Below are 17,826 nucleotides of genomic sequence, written 5' to 3' on the forward strand. Positions count from 1 at the left end.
TATGCTGTTACGCCTTATTACTTATTTGGCTCTGGTGCAATCGGCTGCTGCGTTGAGCTGCAATCTAAATAGCACTGAACCCGTTGTGGCGAATGTAAGCTCGGTGCACGATAGTACCGAGCCGAGGCAGGTGTTGCTGAGCAATAATGTTCAGTCAGCTGCACCAGGCACTCAGGGTTTATTGCAAATGCATAGTGCTAACAATTTTGCATTGCTTGCACAATTAAACCAATGGCCGACGCCATCAGAGCAGGTTGCCACTATTAATGCGGAACCCTTTGTGATTGATACTAATCATGATGGTATCGCCGATGCCGTTTATGTTGTTGATATTAATGGCCAGCTCTGGTTCATTCCACTTAACGCGACATCGTTCGGTGAGCCAGAGTGGGTAGCCGATCTGAGTGTAACTGAAGCAGTTTTCGATCAACCACTTCAAATGGTACAAACGTTATCGCCGGACCACAACGGTATTTTGCGTAAGGTGAGCATGCTGTTGGTTATAGGCAAGAAAGCCGATGGCGATATACTATTGGCGTTAAAGCATTCCAAAGGCAGTGCGGAACCCGTGATGCTTTCCCAGTTAACTGACCGAACTGCCATTACCGCCGATGAAGTTCGCTACGGTATCAGCGAGTCGCTATGGACGCAAATACAGCAAGGAAATGGCTGGTTTGTTAATTTGCAGCAGCGTATTACAGCAGTACCTCAGGTTTACGCTGGCGTTGTGTATGTAACTGCGGCAAACGGCAGTGCAGTTCAAGCAGATTGTTCCTTAGCGGATGAAGCTGCTTCGCAACTCTATGCCATGCATTTACACCATGCCGGGCTTATTTACGCGCAACGACATTGGGATATTTCCAGCGAAACGAGTGGTAGCCTGGCATTGTTAAGTAACAGTGAGGGGGAGCTTGAACTAAGTTTGCAAGCAGAAGGCCAAGTTCAGCCGCTATTATCGGAATTACTAGCGATTACCGATGAATGTGCAGATTGTGTTTCCACGCTTAGCGCAGATCAGTATCCCCAGCGTATAAGGTTAGCCACATTTCAAACCGAACAGGGCGCGCATTAAATGCGCTTAGTTAGCAAAACTGCAGCCGCTAATCATGGGCAAAGGCCGAATAATGTTGCTAGCCATCTAAACGTTGCAGGCAATAACACAGGGCTAACGCTAATAGAGCTGCTGATAGCCGTAGTTATTATGGGCATCTTACTGGCTATTAGTTATCCTTCATATCAACAGCATATACTTAACAGTTACCGCTCTGAGGCGATGACCATGTTATTAACACTGGCGAATGCGCAAACGCAGTATCAAGCAGACTATGGCAGTTTTAGCAGCGATTTGGACGCGCTTGTCGCGCAGGAAGCTGTGTCATCGCGCTATCGTTTTAGTGTACAGCTAACACATGAGGGAGCGGGGTTTAAAGTGGTTGCTGATGCAATAGGAGCGCAACGAGAGGATAACGAATGTCCTCAATTTACACTCAACCATCTAGGCCAACGCAACCAAGGTAATCCTCAAAGCCTTATGTGTTGGAAATAATTAACCAGGACAAGGTGTTGCAACTTTAGTCAGGCGATTGCGTCCAGCTTGATTTAACGTTAATCGAAAGTGCCAGGATGCGCTTTGTCGACCGCAGTACAAAAATGTGCCATTCTCAAAACCATCTAAACTACCGTCACGACGAAAAGTTACACCGGCCCGGTTAAAGATAAGTTTATGTTGGTTATGTATAGCAGGGAGTTCGCGCAATACTGTTCGGCTATCTGGGTATAACAATGATACCTGCACGGGCGTCGTTTGCCATTGTTCAGCGCACTGGCCGGCGACAAAAGGGCAAACCTGAACTGGCAGGTTACTACTGGTTGCCGCTACTCTGGCATAGGCTAAATGCTGGCTGAACTGGCGAATGTAAGCATTGGCTCGCTGCTGATCAATAAACGATGCTGTAGCAGGTATTGCGGTATGCGCAAAAATAGCCATGATGGCTAAGGTAATGGTTAACTCTGGAAAGCTAAACCCCCGAAACGTTGAGGTATACATAAGTGACTCCCTGTCGTACTGAGATACAGGGAGTATAGCCAAGATTAACTTTATGTGACAAATATGTAGATAAATGGTTTTTTGCGACGGTTAATCATATATTGTTGGTATGGCTTGACGCTTGTGTTGTGTTCGCTGAAATATTGCAATTAGCTTACTGCTAACGTCGTTTGAAACTACTTTACCTTCAAGGAAATCGTCAATTTGTTCGTACGTGAGTCCTAAGGCGGCTTCATCTGCTTTTTGTGGAGCCAGGCATTCAAGGTCGGCTGTCGGCGTTTTACCCACCAATACTTCTGGTGCACCAAGGGTTTTACCGATTAAACGGACCTGACGTTTACTTAAACCAAATAATGGTGCTAAGTCACAAGCGCCATCACCCCATTTAGTATAAAAACCGGTAATATTTTCAGCAGAATGATCTGTGCCCAATACTAATCCGCCTGTCAACGCAGCAATATGGTATTGAATAACCATACGGGTTCGCGCTTTAACATTGCCTTTGGCAAAATCTGACTGATTATCACTGGCGGTTGCAATACCCAGTGCTGCCATCGCATTCCAGGTAGCCTGATGTATACCATCAGCACCAGGTTGAACATTAACTGATACTGCTTTGCTAGGCTGTATAAACTCAATGGCCATCTGCGCTTCTGCTTCATCTTTTTGTATTGCATACGGCAGGCGCACAGCAATAAATTGGTACTCGCTAGTGTTTTGGTTTAATTCATCCACGGCAAGTTGTGCCAGGCGGCCACATGTTGTTGAGTCGATACCACCACTAATACCCAGTACCAGGGTTTTCATGCCTGAATCCGTTAATCGCTGTTTGATAAAATCTACCCGGCGGCGAATTTCAAACTGGGGATCTATTTGCGGCAATACCCGCATTTCGGCAATTATCTGTGCTGCATTCATAGCAATTGGGCCTCTAGTGAACAATCTTATCTATCTTACCGTGCTTTACCCTGACCAGATCAAGTGATTCTTACCGATTAACTGCTGAACACTTGTTCGCCTTGTATTATACTGCAAGCATCAGGCGCGCTTAACAGACGGATATTACAATGAAAAAAATTGAAGCCATTATCAAACCCTTTAAATTGGATGATGTGCGCGAAGCGCTGGCGGATATCAATGTCACTGGTATGACAGTCACTGAAGTTAAAGGGTTTGGTCGGCAGAAAGGGCACACTGAGCTTTACCGTGGCGCTGAATATATGGTGGATTTCTTACCTAAAGTAAAATTAGAAATTGTGGTGTCTGATGAACAAGTTGAACGTTGTATTGAAGCGATTATGACGACAGCACAGACCGGCCGCATTGGCGATGGTAAGATTTTTGTTTTTGAAGTAGAACGGGTCATTCGTATTCGTACTGGCGAAGAGGATGAGGATGCGATATAACAAGGTTAATGATTGTTAATTAACTGGGTTTTATCGATTGATTACTTATATCAATGTTGTCGTTTGGGTGTTTTTAATGTTCTGTTTATCTGCGTGTTCTAGCACCGGTAAGCTAACCCTGCAGGAACCAACATTACCTTACTCAGATTTACTTGCCCAGGTACACTCAGACGTGCCAAGTGTGCAAGACATTTTTAGTCTTACCATTGAGCAAGAGCAAGAGTTTTTAGCTTATTTTCATGCGCCTGAGCATCAAGACCTGGCTGGGCGTAAAAGGTTGTATAATTTTTTATCTCAGCACACTGCCTATTTTGATTACCAGGGACACAATTATACGGCGAGCCAAGCATACCGTCTTAAGGCCGGAAACTGTATTTCTTTAGCAGTATTAACTAAAGCTTTAGCTGATGTAGTGGGCGTAGATATAAAGTTTCAGAGCATTATTTCTGCGCCTGTATTTGACATGAAAAATAGCTATATGCTGTCATCTGATCATGTCAGAACGTTTTTATATGAATCGGATTTTGTCTCTAAAAGGGGTAATAGTTATTTTTTACAACCTCTGCTCGTCATTGATTATCTGCCTGCAGCAGGCGGTATCGTAGGCGAGAATATTTCAGAAAAAACCTTTATCGCGATGTTTTATCGTAATTTAGCCGCTGATGCTTTGCTGAAAGAAAATTATCATCAGGCTTTAGCCTTGCTTAAAACTGCCCTTAGTTTTGATCCAACTTATGGCGCTGTGATTAATTTAGTCGCTATAACACATAGAAGACTAAACGAACCTGAACTGGCTGCAAAATTTTATGAATACGGCCTACAAGTGTCAAATCGAAAAACGTCGCTTACCAGTAATTATGCTGTGCTAAAACAGCTGCAAGGTGATGAACACGGCGCAGAGCAGCTTCGACAATCACTTAGCCTGCAAGATGATAACGACCCTTATCTTTGGTATTTATTGGGCAAAACAGCAATAGAACAGCGGCATCCAGCTGATGCGGCGATCTATTTTAGTAAAGCTATTGAGCGGGCCCCTTACATGCATGAATTGTATTTGGAGCTTGCAGTCGCACAATATCAAAATGAGCAACCTCAACGAGCCAGAAACACATTGGAACGTGCGGCGGAACTGGCTACGGCAAAGACAACGCAACAACGCTACTTTGCTAAACTTGACGCATTAAAACGCAGTGTCGAAGCGCATTAAAATGCAGTGGATTATTAGTATAGTTGGGTGCTTATTTATTTTTAGTGCTCAGGCGCAGCTACTAAAAGATATTCAAGAGTTAAGTGCTGACAACATGCAAGGTCGCAAAACAGGCTCTGATGGTACCGAACTGGCTCGGCAGTTTATTGCCCAACGTTTTGAAAAATTGCAGCTGGGCGCGTTTAATACGTCATACCTGCAAATGTTTAACTATGGTTTTGGACAACATAAAACCGGCACTAATGTAGTGGGGTATCAGCGTGGTTGCACTTACCCAGAGCACTACATTGTGGTGACAGCACACTATGATCATTTGGGTAACGAAGGAAAAAACATATTTCATGGCGCTGACGATAACGCGTCTGGTGTTGCTGCACTGCTTGAGCTTGCATCAAGACTAAGTGAACGTTGTTCTGCTTATTCTTATATTTTTATTGCCACGGATGCAGAAGAAAACGGTTTGTATGGTAGTAAAGCTTTTGTATCTTCGCCGTCAGTTCCGTTGGGTAATATAACGCTGAATCTTAATCTGGATATGATTGGTCGGCCAGACCGTCGCGGAAGGCTCTATCTTACAGGTGCAAAGCGTTACCCTGCGTTAATCGCACAGTTGGAACAGCAATTTAGCCATCTGCAGTATTTACCTCATCGAGGGCCTGGACAAGGCTTACGCAGCCTTCCTCGTTACGACTGGCCAAATGCCAGCGACCATGGTCCTTTTCACCGCGCCGGTATCCCTTATTTGTTTTTTGGCGGGCAAGATCACCGCGATTACCATACGCCTAACGATACGTGGCAGAATATTGAGCCAGAGTTTCTTGAGCAGGCAATGCAGGCTATCTGGCATACCGTGCAATGGCTTGAGCAACAAGCACCACAAAGCTTACAAGCCCCGAACTAATCACCTTTCGAAATAATTACCAATTAAAACTCAGCTGATCCCGATGCGGCTTTGTTTTGCGTGTAACCGGCCGTTTGCGACTGGCGTGCCGCTGAAACACTGCGCGTTTTTGCTGTTGCCAGTGCTGACGATCAGTATTCAATAGCCAATCTTTCAATTTTGCTCTGGCATGTTGTTGTGCCTGGGTTAAGTCTACGATTGGGGCTGGGTAGTCTGTTTCGATAATACAACCATAACGTTGTTGTAGCTCTGCAGGCATCAACCAGGGCGTATGTAGCCAGCTGTTAGGAACGCGGCGAAGTTCAGGCAACCATTGGCGAATAAAAACGCCCTCATTGTCTTTTAATTGGCTTTGTTTTATCGGGTTGTACATGCGGTTGGGGTTAATGCCCGTTGTGCCTGCCTGCATCTGAATTTGGGGATAGTGAATGCCCGGCTCATAGTCGACAAAGCATTGAGCCAAATGCAGGGCAAGCGGCCGCCAATGCAGCCATAAATGATAGCTGGCAAACGCGACCAGCATAGCGCGGGCGCGAAAATGCAGCCAACCGGTTGCCAACAGGCAGCGCATTGCGGCATCAATAAGCGGGTAGCCTGTTTGCCCGCGTTGCCACGCCAGAAAGTATGCCGGGGTAAAGTCTTGCTCACGCAAGCCGTCGAAGCCTCTGTGCATGTTAAAAAATTCTATTGCCGGTTCATCTTCTAGTTTCTGCATAAAATGGCAGTGCCATCTAAGCCGGCTAAAAAAAGCCTGCAGGCCTTGTTGTTGGCGTATATTGGGGCTGCGCTTAATTGCGCTAAAACTTTGTTGCTGCAGCTGTCTAAGGCTAAGCTGACCATAACTAATATAAGGGCTAAGCCTGGAGCAGCTTTGTACTGCTTTGGCGGCAAAGGAAATATGCTGGCGATAGTTCATACTGCGCTGTGAAAGAAAACTATCAAAAGTAGCTTCTGCGTGAAACGGAACTTGTATTGGGTAACAAAGCGGCAGGTCATGCTTTCGGGTTGGCGCCATGGCGGTTAAGTCCCATTCTGCGGCTGTTAAAAACGGGAGGCGTGAAACGGGAGGAGCAGTTGATGACTTTAACCATTGGTCTGCCAAATTAAACCAATTGTCCCTATTGGCCAAATGACGAAATACCGCAAACTGACGAAATTGCTGCCAGGGTATCTGTAATTGCTGCAACAGGCGGCTTACAGCAATGTCACGCTGATAGGTCCAAAGATTACCAGTTTCTTCATGGCTAAATACCTGGGTTATAGCATATTGCTGGCACAGTTTACGCAGCACTAAAGTTGCCGGGCCTTTTACCACTAACAGTGGCTGGCCTAATGCGGTTAATTGCTGATTTAACTGCTCAAGTGCAGGGCTGATGAACTGCCAATGCCGCAAAGAAACGTCAGGCTGTTGCCAGTAATCTGGTTCAATAATATAAACCGGCAATACCAGCCCAAGCTTCGCCGCGTGCCATAGCGGTTGGTGGTCTTCAATACGTAAATCCCGCTTAAACCATACCAGCGTTGTCATGGGGTGGAACTTGCTGGTTGTAGTTTTGCCAGCCAGTGATGCCAGTGCTCAGGGCTTTGGAATTGCTGACTAGGTTGGTGAGCTAAACTGCCACTTAAAGTGATCTCCGGTAGCATTGCGCGTACAAAGCTGCCATCAGGGTCATAGTGAAGGGCTTGTTTTATAACATTAAATTGTCGTTCTGCTGCATTGCCACTGCCAGCAATATATGCCCAGTTTCCCCAATTGCTGGCGCAGTCATAATCCAGTAAACGTTGTTCAAAATAGGCAGCGCCAAGCCGCCAGTCTACTCCCAGATCATGTACTAAAAAGCTGGCAACGTTTTGTCTGCCGCGGTTGCTCATTAAGCCGGTTTGGTTAAGCAAGCGCATATTGGCATCTATAAAAGGAACCCCGGTACTGGCTTGACACCAATTCTCAAAACGCTTCAATTGCGCGGCATTGAGTTTAGGCTTGTTAAAATCGATGGCTCCTTTAATCGCGCCCTTGCTAAACCAACGCGCGCCGTATTTTCTAAACTGCCAGCGGAAGAACTCACGCCACAGTAGTTCGAATTTAAGCCAGTAAGTAGAGTCGTTGGCGGTTACGCTGTGCTCAAACGCAATAATTTGTTGCCAAGCCCAGCGCACAGACAAGGTGCCTAATGCCAGTGGTGCCGACAAAAAGCTCGCATAGTGCTCACCATAAAGCTGATTACGTGTTTCCTTGTAATGGCGTACATGTTGTTGCTGCCAAATGTATTGCGTAAAGTGGGTTGTTGCCGATTGCTCTAGTGCGCTAAAGTTTTTGTCGGTAGCCGCATACTGATGATACAGCTGGTTAAATGGAGGATTAAATACCTCGCACTGTGCAATTGACAGCCACGCACTTGATGACACGCTATGGTCTGACGGCGCGCTTACTTCAAGCAAGGGTTCGCGTTGTTTACGAAACGGTGTAAAAGTATTTGGTAAGGAATCCATTTGCGGGCGCAGCCCATCGCCAAGTAACGAGTTACAGTCTAAAAGGGTAACGCTAAGATAGGGTTTAAGCTGCTGTAATGCAGAGTACTCATTGAAGCCAACAGGCTCGGCAGCATAGAGGCTGGTAGCGCCAAGTTGTTGTTGCAGGCGACGAATACACTCTTTGATGTTGCCAACACAGACAATAAGCCCGATATGCTGGCTAGCTAACTGGCGCTTTAATGCTGCAATTGCCTCGAGCTGTTGCTGTAACCGACGTAAATTCGCGCGCGCTACGCCATACTGAGAAGCGAAAAAAGCCTTTTCATCTAACACGAGTACAGCAACTTTAGGGCCTACTTCCAGTTGTAGCAGTGGGTTGTCATGCCAGCGCAATGTCTCGTTTAGCAGTATTATGTTCAGGCTCATAGCTGCTCCAAATGAATAAGTGTATGTTCCGCTTTGGCTAGAATTGCGTTCTGGTCTGCTTCACTTCGCCGGCGCCAGTTGGCATAGGCCAATGCCAGACGCGGATTAGCGGCAAGCTGCTGCTCGTTACGGTGTAAGAAATGCCAATATAGGGCATTAAAGGGACAAGCTGCATCGCCGGTGGTGTCTTTCACTTTATAATGACAATGCTGGCAGTAGTTACTCATTCGGTTAATATAAGCGCCGCTTGCGGCATAGGGCTTTGATGCCATAACACCGCCGTCGGCAAAAAGCGCCATGCCAAGTGTGTTTGGCAGTTCTACCCATTCGTACGCATCGGCATATACCGCCAGATACCAGTCAGTCAGTTGTTTAACCGATAAACCTGCCAGTAAGGCGAAATTGCCGGTAATCATTAAGCGATGAATATGATGCGAATAAGCATGTTCAATGGTGCTACTGATGGCCTGTTGCATGCAGCGCATCCGGGTTTTACCGTGCCAGTAAAACGCTGGCAATTCACGTGTCGCCTGCAGATAATTTTCTGTTGCGTAGCCTGGCATCAGCAACCAATATAGCCCCCTTACATACTCTCGCCAGCCAATAAGTTGGCGAATAAACCCTTCGGCAGCATTTAATGGAACCGCACCACTGTGGTAAGCAGCAGCAACTTTGTTGCACATCCAGCGCACGTCTAACAGGCCGCAGTTTAAATAAACTGAGCAAATGCTATGGAACAAGAAAGGTTGGTCTAACAACATTGCATCCTGATAATCGCCAAATCGTGGCAACTGCTGCTCAACAAAATGCATAAAAGCCAATCGGGCGTCTTTACCGGTTACCGCATAGCAAAAATTGTCTACTTCTCCCATGTTGTCTGGGAAGTGCTTTAGCACCAGCATTTTCACTTGTTCTGTAATGTCATCTGCAGAAAATGTCAGCGGCGCAATTTGCTGCATATCGCTTGGGCAGGCTTTGCGATTGTCCGCATCATAATTCCACTTTCCTCCTTCTGGTTGATCGTTTTGCATCAGCAAGCCGGTATAGCGGCGCATCTCGCGGTAAAAATATTCCATCCGTAGCTGTTTTTTACCGCTGGCCCATTGTGAAAAACGCGACAACGTGCAGATAAACCGGTCATCATCAAGCACCTGTACTGGTAGCGAAAAGTGTTGTGACCACTGATCTATTTCTTGCTGCAGCCGATATTCACCGCATTGCGTAATAACGACTTGCTCCAGAGAGGGGTGTTGCTGCAGAGCGGCACTTACGGCTGATGTCATGTTATTAACATTGCCGTACTGCAAATAATATACAGACATGCCTTGTTGTTTAAGCACAGCAGCGAAGTGACGCATGGCACTAAAGAGTAATATTATTTTATGTTTGTGGTGCTTCACATAACAGGCTTCTTCGGCTACTTCTGCCAATAGAATTACGTCTTCAGGCTGAAGATGTTGCAAGCTGGATAAAGCCGGACTTAATTGATCGCCCAAAACAACAATGAGCTTTGGCATAGCGTTTACCAAATTGGAATTGTAACGCCAATACGGCGCTTTCTGCCATTGCGATCAGGGCATAGCCGAGACAAACTAATTTGTGTTATGTTGTCACAAAACCAGTTAATACAGGACTTGTTCTCATGAGACTTTCATTACTGCCCAGTGTACTGATCATTGGTAGCTTGTTGTATTGTTCTGTTGCAGGCGCGCATGATGCAGAGCACGACCATGGCAACCATGAGGAAGATATTACGGCCTTAGGTGCACATGTTCATGGTAAAGCCGTGTTAACACTGGTGCTTGAGGGCAATGAAATGCAGCTGGCTTTTCAATCTGCTGCGCAAAGTATTGTTGGCTTTGAACACAAGGCGCAAAGCAACGAAGAAAAGCAAGAGGTGGCTGCAGCCATTGCGGTCTTTAGTCAGGCAGAGTGGTTTAGCCTTAACGCTGATGCAAACTGCGAGCTGGCGCAGGCTGATGCGAGCACCGATTTGACCGAGCTTCATGCCAATACAGGACACGCCGATTTTTATGCCAACTATCAACTTTTGTGTCAGCGGCCAGCAAGGCTAAATGAATTACAATTATCCATATTTAGTTTAGTGCCGGCGCTGGAGCAAATTGATGTGCAATGGATTATTAACGGCAAGCAAGGGGCTTCAAAAGCGTCTCTTGGTAGCAGTACAATAAATTTTCGCTAATACAGTACGTTATACCAGTACGTTTCGTTTATGTTGGTTTAAACGAAACAAAAGTGGCAGCTTGATATCATGATGATTATCTAAGCTGCCGTTTTTATTAGTAGGTGTACTCTTCAATCGTGTCTGCTTTGATGCTGTATGCTGACTGGCCCAAATCGTGTGTCATCACTTCCGTTGTTAGAGTGCCGCTAATCCAAAACGGTGAATAAATCATATCGGCTTTTAAATTCTTCGCGCCACTTACAAAAATAATTTGGTTTGGTGGCGGTGGCGGCACGTGAATGCAGGCACCAAAATAAGGTACCAAAAAGAAGCTGGTGACATTTTGCTCGCTATCAAACTCTAGCGGTACAATAAAACCCGGTACCCTAACCTTAGTGTTATTGTACTTTTCCACTACCTTGGCGGAGCTTAGGATTTGTTGCCATTGCTGTGCAGCTGGGTCATCGCCCTGATAGTTATCATCAAACGGCGACGGCTGACTATAGTCATGCTGCACTTCTGGCATTTGTTGTAATGCTTTTAAATCTTCTTCTGGCATTAAGTCTGTCCACTCAATGGTTGTTACTTCGGCAGCACTTACTGAGCCAGGCAAAACAGCAGATGATATGGATGCGACCAGTGTCAAATATAACGCAACAGATAACGTCTTCAGCATTGGAGCTTACTCCCCTAAATTGGCATAATGGCTAAAACGCCAACATAATAACATGACACTGAGGGCGCCTGTGACCGACAAGCCGAAAATTCCTGCCATTGAGCTCAAACAGCTGCTGTTTTTTTACCAAGCGGGTGGCTGGCAATTATCTTTACCTGAACTGACATTACAAAGTGGCCAACATTTATTTGTTCGAGGTGCGTCGGGGAGTGGTAAAACAACCTTACTCAATTTGCTATGTGGTATTACTAAGCCGGTGAGTGGTGAGCTGAATGTCAACGGCCAACCGCTGCATACATTATCTAGCCGCGCCCGTGATAATCTGCGGGCAAAACATATTGGCGTGGTGTTCCAGCAACTTAACCTTATTCCGTATTTGTCGGTAATGGACAACGCATTATTGAGTAACCATTTTGCTGGTATACAAAAATCTGAAGTACAACCGCGGGCTACCACATTACTTAACCGGCTGGGTTTATCGCCGGAGTTGTGGCACCAGGCAGCTACTACTTTAAGTGTTGGGCAGCAGCAACGTGTTGCTATTGCCAGAGCTTTATTACCCAAGCCAACCTTGTTAATAGCAGATGAGCCGACATCGGCACTGGATAGTGATAATCGAGACACCTTTATGCGGTTGATGTTGGCAGAAGCTGACAGTAATGGCTGTACCGTGATCTTTGTCAGTCATGATCAAAGTTTGATGCAATACTTCAATAGCTACCTGGATATGCAGCAGTTAGCTCAGGGGGTTAAGCCATGTTGATGAAATTAGCCCGATTAAGTTTATGGAACCGGCGTGGCACTGTGCTAATGACCTGGTTGTCGTTAACCATTAGCATTGCACTCCTATTGGGGATTGATCACTTACGTACCGAGGCAAAAAGCAGCTTTACCAGCACAGTATCCGGTACGGATTTAATTGTTGGCGCCCGCTCAGGCCAACTTAACCTATTGTTGTACTCTGTATTTCGCATTGGTAATGCTACAGCCAACATCAGTTGGCCAAGTTACCAGCGCATACTTAAGCATCCGCAAATAGACTGGAGTATCCCAATTTCATTGGGCGATTCGCACCGTGGATACAGGGTGATGGGCACAAGTGACGATTATTTCAACTTTTATCGTTACGCCAATAGCCAGCCGCTTAAGCTAGCCGAAGGCAAAGTGTTTAGCGGGGTGTTCGAAACTGTATTAGGGGCTGAAGTAGCGCAAAAGCTAGGCTATCGCATTGGCGAACAGATATCACTGTCTCATGGTGTGGGCGAGGTTAGTTTTAGTCAGCACAAGGATAAGCCGTTCACTGTAGTGGGCATATTGGCACGCACTGGCACGCCTGTGGATCAAACCGTACACGTGAAGCTTGAGGCTATCGAGGCAATACATTTAGATTGGCAGCAAGGTGCGCCCATACCTGGACGCCAATTAACAGCAGAGCAAGCGTTAGCCGCCGATCTTACGCCGAAATCGATAACGGCCTTTATGGTTGGGCTTAAATCGCGGATGGCAACCTTTACCGTACAGCGGCAAATTAATGAATATAAGCAAGAGCCATTAACCGCTATTTTACCGGGCGTCGCGCTGGCAGAACTTTGGCAAATGTTGGGTATGGTAGAAAACCTATTGTTGCTTATTAGCTTATTGGTGTTGCTGGCAGCATTGGTTGGCATGATAACCACCTTGCTGGCGTCAATGAAGGAGCGCCAGCGCGAGATGGCCATTTTGCGCGCCACCGGGGCACACCCCTGGTATCTGTTTGTGCTTATTCAGCTTGAGGTGCAAATTGTTACCCTGCTATCAATGCTGTCGGCTGCGGCCTTACTCTTTGTTAGCCTTTTTGTTCTGCAAGATAAACTGGCTGCCGAGTTTGGCCTGTTTATCAGCCTACAGATTATAAAGCTAAACACCCTGTATTGGGCGGGCGGTGTGATGGTGTTGTCTGCTGTATTGGCCACCATTCCGGGCATTATTGCTTATCGCAAAGCCCTGGCGGATGGGCTTACGATTAGGTTGTAGTGAAACCGGGCGCAGTTTGTGCTTTGTTGAGCCGGTTACCGCTAAGCACTATTTGAACAATAAGGGCTTCTGGGTATACTGCACGTTTTGCCACTTAGGACACCGAAATGTCGCTTTATTTAGTTTACCTTGGGGGAACAGCCCCTAATGCGAATATAGAAGTGCACGATGTACGCTTTGTCGCTGCAGATAATATTGAAGCAACGTATCCGCTATTGCGAGAGCAATGGTTTGGGACGAAAAAAGGCTTACATATCGATAGTTACATGCAAATACAGCACATCGACGGTTTTCAGGTTAGTTTGCACACGGCACCACAACAGGCAGAGCACAAACTGTTTTTTGTGAATTTCGGTGGCTATTACCCGGATAAAATTGCCGAACAACATGACTTTATGCTGTGCGTGGCGTCTAATGTCGCACAGGCGAAAGCGAAGGCGAAGCGTCTGCTGTTAACTGACGCAGATAGCCCGCATAAAGATGACTTACTTGAACTGGACGACTGTTTTGCTCTGGAACAACTGCAAGGGCAATATATTCACTTAACGCCGTCTGGCCAAAGCCAACCAATGCGACCAGACTGGTCTGGCTATAATGTGATTGGCTAATTTATATTGGCCCGTTTGGCTTAGTCTTTAGCGCTGTAGCATAGCGCTATCGAAGGTCTGGCATGTTTGGTTTTGCTAAAAAGCTGCGCTTCCAGCATTGTGCGCAACTTAAGATAATCCGGTTTCAGCGTTGCTGTCATTGTGCGTACGTCTAAATAATGCGGTGCTCTTAATCCGTTTAAATTAACAGGCTGGCCTATTTGCACAAAATGAATACCCACACGGCGCAGCGCTCTTGCAAGTGCCGGCTCTACCATTACATAGGCGTGAATACGACCAGCACGTAAACACAGGATTTGTGCAACTAAATACAGAGAAATAGCTACCAGTTTATTGCAGTTAACTTCTGCGTCTACCTGCTGTGATAGCAATGCGCGGCTTCGAATATCCGCCGGGACCGCAAGGCGTGATATCTCGCAAATATGCTGCCGGCTAAAATTGTTCGGGGCTAGTACAGTATTGGTAAGGGTATTGCTGCAGTAATGCTCTAACGGCAGTTGTTCATTGTTAAACTGCGAGGTAACAATACGCACCGTGCCGGCTAAGGCATCGCTGCTGCATTTGTTTATTGCCACATGCAGTGATCGACAATCAAAGTCATCTTGCTCTTCGCCATCCATGCGCTCAGGCTCAAATTGCAGTTCTTCACAATACACTTGGTGGCGAAGCCGGTAAATGCGTTGCTTTTGTTGTTCCGTGTCAGCCAGTGTGGCGCAAAAATAAAGCGGAAACTGCTCATGAAGGGTATTAGCTGGCGAAACCTTAAAAGGTTCAACGTTATTATCTACCAACATAGCTGTGCTATTAGCTACAGATTGTAAGGTCATTTATTGCCCCAAAGATGTATTGCTACTCTAAATTGCCGGTTATTTTTATGTGTAAATCAAACCTTACAAAACCAATCCTTGGGTATAGGCCGTCAAAAATGCACCATTTGCATTACTGACAAAACCTACTATGCGTACGAAAGTGGCACAGGTCAAACGCTGTATCGAACAGAAATTGCATAAACAGCGGCATATGGGGCTAACATTCTGATTTTCATCTAAGAAAAAAATTAATTTTTTTAACTTATGTTATTAAGTGTTATTCAGCTGTTATTCATTAACGCGGGAGAGGGTGGGAGTCTGAGCGTTGAATTATTTTTGTACACATTGTTCAAGTTGTTGAATATCAAGCTGAACCTGGCGCGCCAGCGTTCTAAGCTGAATTAAACGCTCATCGGCCAGCGATATTTGACAGCGCAGTGCGGGCATAACGGTTGCCACTTCGTTTTCCAGTGCTTTACCGGCAGATGTTAGAACAACCTGTTTCACCCGTTCATCATGCAAAGAGGCGATACGCTGCAACAAGCCTTTTTGTTCCAGCTTTTTAACCAGTGGTGTTAACGCGCCAGAATCAAATAGCGTTTTGTTGCCCAGCTCGCCAAGGCTAATACTGTCCTGTTGCCATAACGCTAACATAACAACGTACTGCGCATAGGTCAGATCAAACGGCTGCAACAAGGGGCGATACAAGCGCACGACGGCATTTGTCGCGCTGTACAAGGCAAAACATAACTGTTGATCTAGCGGTAAGGTTTTATTCATCAGCAAGCTATCCATTAAGTTACACGCAGTCTAGCAAACTTAACCGGCGTTCTTACAGCTGCAAACAACATATTTTAGCATTTAAAGTTATATGCAATAATCTTGCGTGCAATATAAATGGCGTTTAAGCTAGCTCCGTTGTTAGCCATTAACCCAAATTGAGGAATTAAACATGGATATTCTGTATAAAGCTGTTGTTACGTCAACCGGTGGCCGTGATGGTGCAGCTAAGTCAAGTGACGGCTTGTTAGACGTTAAATTAGCACCACCAAAAGAGCTTGGTGGTAACGGTGGGGCGACTAACCCAGAGCAACTGTTTGCTGCTGGTTATTCAGCCTGCTTTATTGGCGCGTTAAAATTTGTCGCTGGCGCAGACAAAATAAACCTGCCAAAAGACGTAAGCCTGCGTGCTGAAGTCGGTATCGGTAAAATCGAAGGTGGTTTTGGTTTAGACGTAGATTTGTTTGTCAGCTTGCCAGGTATGGAGCAGCAAGCTGCTGATGACCTGGTCGCAAAAGCCCATAACGTTTGCCCGTATTCAAACGCGACACGCGGCAATATTGACGTTCGCTTGCATGTAAACGTGTAACGTTGTTACAAAAAAATAAAACAAAAGGCCAGCATTTCTGCTGGCCTTTGTCATTTGATGGAGCTCAGACCTTTTAGCCAATTATCGAGCCTGAGACCAGCTACACGTTCGAATTCACGTAAATTATTAGTTATTAGCGTGAACCCTTCTCCTCTGGCGTGTGCGCTAATATGTAGATCATTCACGCCAATTGGGGTACCTTTTTTCTCAAGTTCTGCTCGTATCTCACCGTAATGCTGTGCGGACTTTTCACAGTAAGGCAACACAGTTAAACGAGAAACAAAATCCTCTACGGCTTGCCTGTTTTGCTCTGGCCTAGTGCTTTTCTCTACACCGTGACAAAGCTCAGCGTAAGTAATTGAGCTAATGCACATTAAGCCAGCATACTTGTTAAAGGTTTCCAATACTTCAACGGGGCGGCGCTTTATAACGTAGATGCAGATATTGGTATCAAGCATGTATTTCAGCACTAAAAAGTTTCCCGTTCTTGCTGCTCTTGTAATGCCCGTTCTGTCATAAAGTCGTCAGTAACCGAAGTGCCTTGCAGAAAAAACGAATCCCAACTATTAGCTACAGGCGTGAGGATGCGATCTTTACCGACAACGCGAACCACGACCTTTTTTACTTCTTCAGGAAAGCGTGCCTCAACAGGTAAACGAACTGCCTGAGTATTGTTGTTTTTAAACACTGTGCCAGTATCCATATTCACCTCCACTAACTAGATAGTAGAAGTATATACCTACACATTTCTATTGGTCAAAGTAACAACGAAGTATGTAGCCGAGAATGACAGAAAAACAAAAGGCCAGCATTTCTGCTGGCCTTGTGCTATTTGGGCTGGCGTCTATTGAACTAGAGCTATATAGCTATGATATATAGTGTTTTTATGTTTTATTAGTTTTTAAGATACCCCTAAAAGTACCCCTGTTTATAATTCGTTACCCTGAAAAAATATTTTTATAATTGGTGTCTGTTTGTAAAAGGTCACTCTAAATTACCACCAGCTTCATTTTAAATGGAGCACTGGTCGCAATTTCTGTAGGTCATAACTTTCACAAATAAGGGCCATCGATTGCAACAAGTATTCATTAATTTCAAAGGCTGCATTGAGCGCAGGCTGTGTAAAAACTCGTTTTTTGTAGCATCGCAGTATTATCCCAGGCCTGTGATGTAAGAATTTCTCTGGTGTTGACCGTATACACTCTGATTTGTTTTCTGTCGGTTTGGGGGCTTTAAAAGCGGGGGCATTCGGTGCTATTGCATGGTTTTCAGCTAAAGCGTCTATAGCCGCTAACCCCAGTGCTCTTGCAGCTTACTGGCTAGTCCTTCAGTACCCCAGATTGATATCATCCGTTTCAGGTTATAGGCCAGTACATGTAGACTGATTTCGGTGCTGACGTTTTTAAATCGTCGCATCAGGAAGTGAGTCGCCCCCATCCACATTTTAATTGTTCCGAACGGATGCTCCACCGTTTGCTTTCGCACGACTGCCGTCTGTGGAGCTGCATCAAGCCTTGTTTGCATTTCTTCCATTTCACCTTCATGAATCCAGCGCCGGATACGTCTGGGATCTCGCTTGGATGTGGTACATTTCGACCGTTGGCTGCAATCTCGGCAGGCGATATTATTAAAGTACATTTGAAGTTCCAGCCCATCTTCAACTGCTGTAAACCTATTCTGAAGCTCGCTGCCAGCAGGGCAAATATA

The 17,826-nt window shown here is 45.7% G+C and carries 21 protein-coding genes; 10 read left to right on the plus strand and 11 right to left on the minus strand.

Going from position 1 to position 17,826, the window contains the following annotated elements:
- The first annotated feature begins 1 nt into the window (after position 1).
- Both H595_RS0108240 and H595_RS0108245 read left to right on the plus strand, forming a co-directional pair.
- On the plus strand, positions 2-1,072 hold the full coding sequence (locus tag H595_RS0108240; protein ID WP_027670784.1) for a hypothetical protein: 1,071 nt from the start codon (positions 2-4) through the stop codon (positions 1,070-1,072).
- Positions 1,073-1,546, plus strand: a complete 474-nt coding sequence (locus H595_RS0108245) for a type IV pilin protein (RefSeq protein ID WP_084153533.1) — start codon at positions 1,073-1,075, stop codon at positions 1,544-1,546. It abuts the gene before it with no gap.
- Here the strand turns inward: H595_RS0108245 and H595_RS0108250 are convergent, their stop codons facing one another.
- Complete coding sequence (locus H595_RS0108250) at positions 1,547-2,047, minus strand: GspH/FimT family pseudopilin (RefSeq protein WP_027670786.1); 501 nt, start codon at positions 2,045-2,047, stop codon at positions 1,547-1,549.
- Positions 2,048-2,137: 90 nt separating this feature from the next.
- Entirely contained in the window at positions 2,138-2,965 is an 828-nt protein-coding gene (nadE, locus tag H595_RS0108255) for an ammonia-dependent NAD(+) synthetase (RefSeq protein ID WP_027670787.1), read from the minus strand.
- A 149-nt stretch (positions 2,966-3,114) separates the two neighbouring features.
- Here nadE and glnB point away from each other — a divergent pair, with 149 nt between their 5' ends.
- The 3 genes from glnB to H595_RS21905 all read left to right on the plus strand — a co-directional run bounded on the left by glnB (position 3,115) and on the right by H595_RS21905 (position 5,561).
- Positions 3,115-3,453, plus strand: coding sequence for a nitrogen regulatory protein P-II (gene glnB / locus H595_RS0108260; RefSeq protein WP_027670788.1), 339 nt, complete (start codon positions 3,115-3,117; stop codon positions 3,451-3,453).
- 76 nt (positions 3,454-3,529) lie between these two features.
- Positions 3,530-4,660 (plus strand): tetratricopeptide repeat protein, encoded by a 1,131-nt coding sequence (locus tag H595_RS0108265; RefSeq protein WP_027670789.1) that lies wholly within the window; start codon positions 3,530-3,532, stop codon positions 4,658-4,660.
- A 1-nt stretch (position 4,661) separates the two neighbouring features.
- Positions 4,662-5,561: a M28 family peptidase gene (locus H595_RS21905; protein ID WP_051219797.1), complete on the plus strand. Its 900-nt coding sequence runs from the start codon at positions 4,662-4,664 to the stop codon at positions 5,559-5,561.
- A 16-nt stretch (positions 5,562-5,577) separates the two neighbouring features.
- Here H595_RS21905 and H595_RS0108275 read toward each other — a convergent pair whose 3' ends face one another.
- The 3 genes from H595_RS0108275 to H595_RS0108285 are packed head-to-tail and all read right to left on the minus strand — an operon-like array spanning position 5,578 to position 9,976.
- Positions 5,578-7,089 (minus strand): cryptochrome/deoxyribodipyrimidine photo-lyase family protein, encoded by a 1,512-nt coding sequence (locus H595_RS0108275; RefSeq protein WP_027670790.1) that lies wholly within the window; start codon positions 7,087-7,089, stop codon positions 5,578-5,580.
- Positions 7,086-8,459: a DASH family cryptochrome gene (locus tag H595_RS0108280; RefSeq protein ID WP_027670791.1), complete on the minus strand. Its 1,374-nt coding sequence runs from the start codon at positions 8,457-8,459 to the stop codon at positions 7,086-7,088. Before H595_RS0108280 ends, H595_RS0108275 begins: the two co-directional genes overlap by 4 nt.
- On the minus strand, positions 8,456-9,976 hold the full coding sequence (locus H595_RS0108285; RefSeq protein WP_027670792.1) for a cryptochrome/photolyase family protein: 1,521 nt from the start codon (positions 9,974-9,976) through the stop codon (positions 8,456-8,458). Before H595_RS0108285 ends, H595_RS0108280 begins: the two co-directional genes overlap by 4 nt.
- Before the next feature lie 125 nt (positions 9,977-10,101).
- Between H595_RS0108285 and H595_RS0108290 the strand changes: the two genes are divergently transcribed.
- A complete protein-coding gene (locus H595_RS0108290; protein ID WP_027670793.1) occupies positions 10,102-10,662 on the plus strand; it encodes a ZrgA family zinc uptake protein in 561 nt (186 codons plus the stop codon).
- Between the two features lie 97 nt (positions 10,663-10,759).
- Here H595_RS0108290 and H595_RS0108295 read toward each other — a convergent pair whose 3' ends face one another.
- The gene (locus H595_RS0108295) at positions 10,760-11,320 is read right to left on the minus strand and encodes a DUF3299 domain-containing protein (RefSeq protein ID WP_027670794.1); all 561 of its coding nucleotides are present in this window, start codon (positions 11,318-11,320) and stop codon (positions 10,760-10,762) included.
- Between the two features lie 52 nt (positions 11,321-11,372).
- Between H595_RS0108295 and H595_RS0108300 the strand changes: the two genes are divergently transcribed.
- The 3 genes from H595_RS0108300 to H595_RS0108310 all read left to right on the plus strand — a co-directional run bounded on the left by H595_RS0108300 (position 11,373) and on the right by H595_RS0108310 (position 13,941).
- Positions 11,373-12,083, plus strand: coding sequence for an ABC transporter ATP-binding protein (locus tag H595_RS0108300; protein ID WP_205623195.1), 711 nt, complete (start codon positions 11,373-11,375; stop codon positions 12,081-12,083).
- Positions 12,077-13,333: an ABC transporter permease gene (locus H595_RS0108305; RefSeq protein WP_027670796.1), complete on the plus strand. Its 1,257-nt coding sequence runs from the start codon at positions 12,077-12,079 to the stop codon at positions 13,331-13,333. Before H595_RS0108300 ends, H595_RS0108305 begins: the two co-directional genes overlap by 7 nt.
- Positions 13,334-13,440: 107 nt before the next feature.
- Complete coding sequence (locus tag H595_RS0108310; protein ID WP_027670797.1) at positions 13,441-13,941, plus strand: DUF1543 domain-containing protein; 501 nt, start codon at positions 13,441-13,443, stop codon at positions 13,939-13,941.
- Between the two features lie 20 nt (positions 13,942-13,961).
- Here the strand turns inward: H595_RS0108310 and H595_RS21910 are convergent, their stop codons facing one another.
- Together H595_RS21910 and H595_RS0108320 are read right to left on the minus strand one after the other, a co-directional pair.
- Positions 13,962-14,768: a PEP-CTERM/exosortase system-associated acyltransferase gene (locus tag H595_RS21910; protein WP_051219798.1), complete on the minus strand. Its 807-nt coding sequence runs from the start codon at positions 14,766-14,768 to the stop codon at positions 13,962-13,964.
- A gap of 312 nt (positions 14,769-15,080) precedes the next feature.
- Complete coding sequence (locus H595_RS0108320; RefSeq protein WP_027670798.1) at positions 15,081-15,530, minus strand: MarR family winged helix-turn-helix transcriptional regulator; 450 nt, start codon at positions 15,528-15,530, stop codon at positions 15,081-15,083.
- 172 nt (positions 15,531-15,702) lie between these two features.
- Here H595_RS0108320 and H595_RS0108325 point away from each other — a divergent pair, with 172 nt between their 5' ends.
- The gene (locus H595_RS0108325; RefSeq protein ID WP_027670799.1) at positions 15,703-16,119 is read left to right on the plus strand and encodes an organic hydroperoxide resistance protein; all 417 of its coding nucleotides are present in this window, start codon (positions 15,703-15,705) and stop codon (positions 16,117-16,119) included.
- Between the two features lie 50 nt (positions 16,120-16,169).
- On the opposite strand, the gene vapC is transcribed toward H595_RS0108325, so the two are convergent.
- The 3 genes from vapC to H595_RS0108345 all read right to left on the minus strand — a co-directional run.
- On the minus strand, positions 16,170-16,586 hold the full coding sequence (gene vapC / locus H595_RS0108330; protein ID WP_370300582.1) for a type II toxin-antitoxin system tRNA(fMet)-specific endonuclease VapC: 417 nt from the start codon (positions 16,584-16,586) through the stop codon (positions 16,170-16,172).
- Between the two features lie 2 nt (positions 16,587-16,588).
- Entirely contained in the window at positions 16,589-16,822 is a 234-nt protein-coding gene (gene vapB, locus H595_RS0108335; protein ID WP_027670801.1) for a type II toxin-antitoxin system VapB family antitoxin, read from the minus strand.
- Between the two features lie 587 nt (positions 16,823-17,409).
- Positions 17,410-17,826 (minus strand): transposase (locus H595_RS0108345; protein WP_027670802.1); only part of this gene is annotated, 417 nt, incomplete at its 5' end.

The sequence above is a fragment of the Rheinheimera baltica DSM 14885 genome, from assembly GCF_000425345.1.
Lineage (GTDB): Bacteria > Pseudomonadota > Gammaproteobacteria > Enterobacterales > Alteromonadaceae > Alishewanella > Alishewanella baltica.

Coding starts and splice junctions, on each gene's coding strand:
- H595_RS0108240 (WP_027670784.1), top strand. CDS start 2: ATGCTGTTACGCCTTATTACTTATTTGGCTCTGGTGCAATCGGCTGCT.
- H595_RS0108245 (WP_084153533.1), top strand. CDS start 1,073: ATGCGCTTAGTTAGCAAAACTGCAGCCGCTAATCATGGGCAAAGGCCG.
- H595_RS0108250 (WP_027670786.1), bottom strand. CDS start 2,047: ATGTATACCTCAACGTTTCGGGGGTTTAGCTTTCCAGAGTTAACCATT.
- nadE (WP_027670787.1), bottom strand. CDS start 2,965: ATGAATGCAGCACAGATAATTGCCGAAATGCGGGTATTGCCGCAAATA.
- glnB (WP_027670788.1), top strand. CDS start 3,115: ATGAAAAAAATTGAAGCCATTATCAAACCCTTTAAATTGGATGATGTG.
- H595_RS0108265 (WP_027670789.1), top strand. CDS start 3,530: ATGTTCTGTTTATCTGCGTGTTCTAGCACCGGTAAGCTAACCCTGCAG.
- H595_RS21905 (WP_051219797.1), top strand. CDS start 4,662: ATGCAGTGGATTATTAGTATAGTTGGGTGCTTATTTATTTTTAGTGCT.
- H595_RS0108275 (WP_027670790.1), bottom strand. CDS start 7,089: ATGACAACGCTGGTATGGTTTAAGCGGGATTTACGTATTGAAGACCAC.
- H595_RS0108280 (WP_027670791.1), bottom strand. CDS start 8,459: ATGAGCCTGAACATAATACTGCTAAACGAGACATTGCGCTGGCATGAC.
- H595_RS0108285 (WP_027670792.1), bottom strand. CDS start 9,976: ATGCCAAAGCTCATTGTTGTTTTGGGCGATCAATTAAGTCCGGCTTTA.
- H595_RS0108290 (WP_027670793.1), top strand. CDS start 10,102: ATGAGACTTTCATTACTGCCCAGTGTACTGATCATTGGTAGCTTGTTG.
- H595_RS0108295 (WP_027670794.1), bottom strand. CDS start 11,320: ATGCTGAAGACGTTATCTGTTGCGTTATATTTGACACTGGTCGCATCC.
- H595_RS0108300 (WP_205623195.1), top strand. CDS start 11,373: ATGACACTGAGGGCGCCTGTGACCGACAAGCCGAAAATTCCTGCCATT.
- H595_RS0108305 (WP_027670796.1), top strand. CDS start 12,077: ATGTTGATGAAATTAGCCCGATTAAGTTTATGGAACCGGCGTGGCACT.
- H595_RS0108310 (WP_027670797.1), top strand. CDS start 13,441: ATGTCGCTTTATTTAGTTTACCTTGGGGGAACAGCCCCTAATGCGAAT.
- H595_RS21910 (WP_051219798.1), bottom strand. CDS start 14,768: ATGACCTTACAATCTGTAGCTAATAGCACAGCTATGTTGGTAGATAAT.
- H595_RS0108320 (WP_027670798.1), bottom strand. CDS start 15,530: ATGAATAAAACCTTACCGCTAGATCAACAGTTATGTTTTGCCTTGTAC.
- H595_RS0108325 (WP_027670799.1), top strand. CDS start 15,703: ATGGATATTCTGTATAAAGCTGTTGTTACGTCAACCGGTGGCCGTGAT.
- vapB (WP_027670801.1), bottom strand. CDS start 16,822: ATGGATACTGGCACAGTGTTTAAAAACAACAATACTCAGGCAGTTCGT.